The sequence below is a fragment of the Streptomyces sp. URMC 124 genome (genome assembly GCF_051386455.1).
In the GTDB taxonomy this organism is placed as follows: domain Bacteria; phylum Actinomycetota; class Actinomycetes; order Streptomycetales; family Streptomycetaceae; genus Streptomyces.
Window position 1 is genome coordinate 1 of the sequence record NZ_JBPQTS010000271.1, and the last position, 4000, is coordinate 4000.

At 72.6% G+C, this 4000-nt stretch carries 4 protein-coding genes and 1 pseudogene; 3 read left to right on the top strand and 2 right to left on the bottom strand.

The window, feature by feature from the left end:
* Nucleotides 1–1232 (top strand): diaminopimelate decarboxylase (gene lysA, locus ACSNOG_RS31930; RefSeq protein ID WP_436756195.1); only part of this gene is annotated, 1232 nt, incomplete at its 5' end.
* 46 nt (nucleotides 1233–1278) lie between these two features.
* On the opposite strand, the gene ACSNOG_RS31935 is transcribed toward lysA, so the two are convergent.
* Nucleotides 1279–1587 (bottom strand): DNA glycosylase AlkZ-like family protein, encoded by a 309-nt coding sequence (locus ACSNOG_RS31935; protein ID WP_436756196.1) that lies wholly within the window; start codon nucleotides 1585–1587, stop codon nucleotides 1279–1281.
* 58 nt (nucleotides 1588–1645) lie between these two features.
* Nucleotides 1646–2398, bottom strand: a pseudogene (locus ACSNOG_RS31940) (winged helix DNA-binding domain-containing protein); the annotation flags it as partial.
* Nucleotides 2399–2512: 114 nt separating this feature from the next.
* On the opposite strand from ACSNOG_RS31940, the gene ACSNOG_RS31945 reads away from it, so the two are divergent.
* The gene (locus ACSNOG_RS31945; RefSeq protein ID WP_436756197.1) at nucleotides 2513–3691 is read left to right on the top strand and encodes a magnesium and cobalt transport protein CorA; all 1179 of its coding nucleotides are present in this window, start codon (nucleotides 2513–2515) and stop codon (nucleotides 3689–3691) included.
* 186 nt (nucleotides 3692–3877) lie between these two features.
* Nucleotides 3878–4000: DUF6243 family protein (locus ACSNOG_RS31950; protein WP_436756198.1), on the top strand; the 123-nt coding region annotated here is incomplete at its 3' end.

Here is a 4000-nt window from a genome sequence, read left to right on the forward strand (position 1 = left end):
GGGTGCCGCTGGCCGAGATCGCCGACCGTTTCGGCACGCCCGTCTACGTCATGGACGAGGGCGAGGTCCGCTCCCGGGCCCGCGCCTGGCGCACGGCCCTCCCCGGGGCGGACGTCGCCTACGCCGGCAAGGCGTTCCTCTCCCGGACGATGATCCGCTGGATCGAGTCGGAGGGCCTGAGCCTGGACGTCTGCTCCGCCGGGGAGCTCGACCTGGCCGCCCACAGCGGCTTCCCCGCCGAGCGGATCGTGCTGCACGGCAACGCCAAGAGCCCCGAGGACGTGCGGACCGCCCTGCGCCTGGGCGTGGGCCGGATCGTCATCGACGGTACGGGCGAGATCGCCCGGCTCGCGGCCGCCGTACCGCCGGGCGCCCGCCAGCGCGTCCTGCTCCGGGTCGTGCCGGGCGTGTCCGCGGGGGCGCACGCCGCCGTGCGGACGGGCGTGGAGGGCCAGAAGTTCGGCGTGCCGGTCGCGGGCGGCGAAGCCGAGGAGGCGGTGGAGCGGTTGCTCGGTCAGCCGCGCCTGGAGCTGGTGGGCCTGCACTGCCACCTCGGTTCGCAGATCGCGGGCCTCGGCCCGTACGTGACCGCCGTGCGCCGCCTCGTGCCGCTGCTGGCCCGCGTCCGTGACCGGCACGGCGTGACCTTCCCCGAGCTGGACCTCGGCGGCGGCTTCGCCATCGCCTACCGCGAGGGGGACCCGGCGGTGGACCCGCGCACGTACGCGGAGCGGATCGGTACCGAACTCGGCCTGCAGTGCGCCCGCTTCGGGCTCCCCCTGCCGCGCCTGACGGTGGAGCCGGGGCGGTGGATAGCGGGCCCGGCGGGCGTCGCGCTCTACCGGGTGCTGTCGGTGAAGACGACGGCCGGCCGGACGTTCGTGGCCGTCGACGGCGGCATGAGCGACAACCCGCGCCCGGCGCTGTACGGGGTCCGCTACACGGTCCGCCTGGCCGGGCGCGCATCGGCGGCGCCCGGCCGCACGGTGACGGTGGTGGGGCGGCACTGCGAGGCGGGCGACGTGCTCGCCGAGGACGTGGAGCTCCCCGGTGACCTGCGGCCGGGCGACGTTCTGGCGGTCCCGGCGTCCGGCGCGTACCACCTGTCGATGGCCTCGTCCTACAACCTCGTCGGCCGGCCGCCGGTGGCCGCGGTGTCCGGGGGCCGCGCCCGGCTGCTCGTACGCCGTGAGACGCCGGCCGACCTGCGCAGCCGGGACGTCGGGGAGTGACGGGCGCGAGGGCCGGGGGTCAGCCCCCGACCGCCAGGGCCGGGAGTCAGCCCCCGACCGCCATGATGCGCAGGTCGTGGTCCTCCCCCGGCGCCGCCATGGCCAGCACGCGGCCGGCTTCCTCCTCCAGCCCGGCCCGGTCCGCGGGACGGATCTCCTCGAAGGGCTCGACCACGACCGTCGTGGTGCCCGGGGCACGGTCGAGGCGCCATACGGCGCGGAGGAACCCGTCGAGAACGACGGTCGGCGCGGCCCGGTTGACGCGCCAGATGCGGCGCAGGTGAGCGGGGTCGACGATGCGGGTGCGGTCGGCGTGGGAGAGGGCGATGTTGTCGAACTCGGGCAGGAACCGCACGGGGGCGTCGGTGCCGGGGTCGGGCAGCGGCGCGTCCGGGAGGTCGAAGAGCTCGGTGCCGTTCTCGTCGCGGAAGGTGCGCAGGCCGGGGGCGGAGCCCGTCGACGACGCCGCGCAGCCCGGTCAGGCCGCACCACTTCTGCATGTCCTTGACGGAGGCGGGGCCGAAGGCGGCGAGGTAGCGCAGGAGGGTGGCGCCGAGGCCGGACCCGGAGGTTGACGTGGGGTGGTCGCCCAGCCAGTGCCCGGCGGTGGTGTGCGCGGCCGGGCCGCTGCGCCCCCACAGCCCGCGCGGCGGCACCTGGACGAGCGGCAGCAGCGCCCGGGCGGCCATTGCCAGGTCCTGAGGGGCGTGATCCGGCCACTCCTCGGCGAGCGCCAGGCCGAGGTGGTGGAAGGTGCGCGGGCGCTCGGCGACGAGGCGGGCGGCGAGCGCGGCCACGCGCGTGAGGTCGACGTCGCCGAGGCGCTTGCCGTGGTTGCCGCGGAAGGCGCGCTCCTGCACGTCCTGGAAGAGGCTGCGCAGGTTCCGGCAGTCGCGTGCGCTGACCAGGTGGATCGTGGAGCGCATGACGGGGATGCGGACGGCCGCGCGCGAGGCGAGGAGGCCGGAGAGCTCCTCGGGGTCGAAGCCGTCGAGGCGGGCGGCGAGCGCGTAGTAGGGGTCCTGGGGCGACTGCGCCTGGAGGCCGACCAGGTGCTCCACAGTGTCGAGGACGGGCAGCGCGCTGCGGCGCAGCAGCAGCTGACGTTCGAGGAGAGCACGATTGAGGGCACGGACGGTCAGGATCGGGGACCCACTACTAGTCATGCGCTCAAATTAGAGCGGAATGCGGACAGAATCGGTCCGCAACCGCCCGACGCGACCGAATTCGGCATGTATATCCTGTGCCTGGTCCTGCGAACAGCGAGAGGGAGTGCACCCATGTCCGAAAACCCTCCGCGCGGCAGGCGCCCCGCGCCCCGAAAGCACTCCCGCCTCCGCCCGGCGAACGGCCGGGCGAACGGCAGCACCGACGGCCGCACGGACGACCCCGCGGGCCCCGCAGCCGCTCCCCCGCAGGCCGGGCCGGTGAACGGCACGGGCAGCATCGTGCACGCCGCGGTCTACCGCGACGGCCGCCGCACCGGGACGCCGGACTCCCTGGCGGACACCTACCGCCGCCTGCGGGAGCAGCCCGACAGCATGGCCTGGATCGGCCTGCAGCGCCCCACCGAAGACGAACTCCTCTCCCTCGCCGAGGAGTTCGACCTCCACGAGCTCGCCGTCGAGGACGCCCTGGAGGCCCATCAGCGCCCCAAACTGGAGCGCTACGGCGACACCCTCTTCGTCGTCCTGCGCGCCGCCCGCTACCTGGACGCCCCCGAAGAGGTCGACTTCGGCGAACTCCACGTCTTCGTCGGCCCCGACTTCGTGATCACCGTGCGCCACGGCGCCGCCCCGGACCTGTCAGCCGTCCGCCGCCGCATGGAAGCCACCCCCGAGCTCCTGGCCCTGGGCCCGGAGGCGGTGCTGTACGCAATCCTCGATGCCGTGGTCGACGGCTACGCCCCCGTCGTGGCGGGCGTCCAGAACGACATCGACGAGATCGAGACCGAGGTCTTCAGCGGCGACCCCGCGGTCTCCCGCCGCATTTACGAACTCGCCCGCGAAATGGTCGAGTTCCAGCGCGCCACCCGCCCCCTGGTCGCCATGCTCCACGCCCTGATGGCAGGCTTCACCAAATACGGCACCGACGACGAACTCCAGCGCTACCTCCGCGACGTAGCCGACCATGTCACCCACACCAGCGAACGCGTCGACGGCTTCCGCTCCGCCCTCACCGACATCCTCCAGGTCAACGCCACCCTCGTCACCCAGCAACAAAACGCCGAAATGCGCGCCCTGGCAGAAGCCGGCTTCGAACAAAACGAAGAGATCAAGAAGATCTCCTCCTGGGCCGCCATCCTCTTCGCCCCGACCCTGGTCGGCACGATCTACGGCATGAACTTCGACAACATGCCGGAGCTGCACTGGGCCGGCGGGTACCCCTTCGCGATCCTGCTGATGGCAGCGGTGTGCACGAGCCTGTACTTCATCTTCAAGCGCCGGGACTGGCTGTAGGCAGCACCACATCGAAATCCTGGCGCGCGGGGCCGCCGGAAGCAGGTAACGTCTTTGTCATGTTCTTCCAGACACCGATTTACGAGTGAGAGCGTGACGGGCCCCTGCTGACGCCCTTCGACGTCGCCGCGCCCGTCCCCCACCGATGAATCCGTAGATCACTTCACATCATCACCGGGAGAACCCGTGACCGACAGCAAGAACATCAACAACCCCATAGGCCAGGGCGGCGGCCAGCGCAAGAAGCTGTCCCGGGCCGAACGGCAGAACAACGGTCCGCACCGCAACCTCGACCGTCAGGGTGCCGCC

Excerpts from the sequence above, each read along its gene's own strand:
- ACSNOG_RS31945 (WP_436756197.1), top strand. The coding sequence starts at position 2,513 with ATGTCCGAAAACCCTCCGCGCGGCAGGCGCCCCGCGCCCCGAAAGCAC.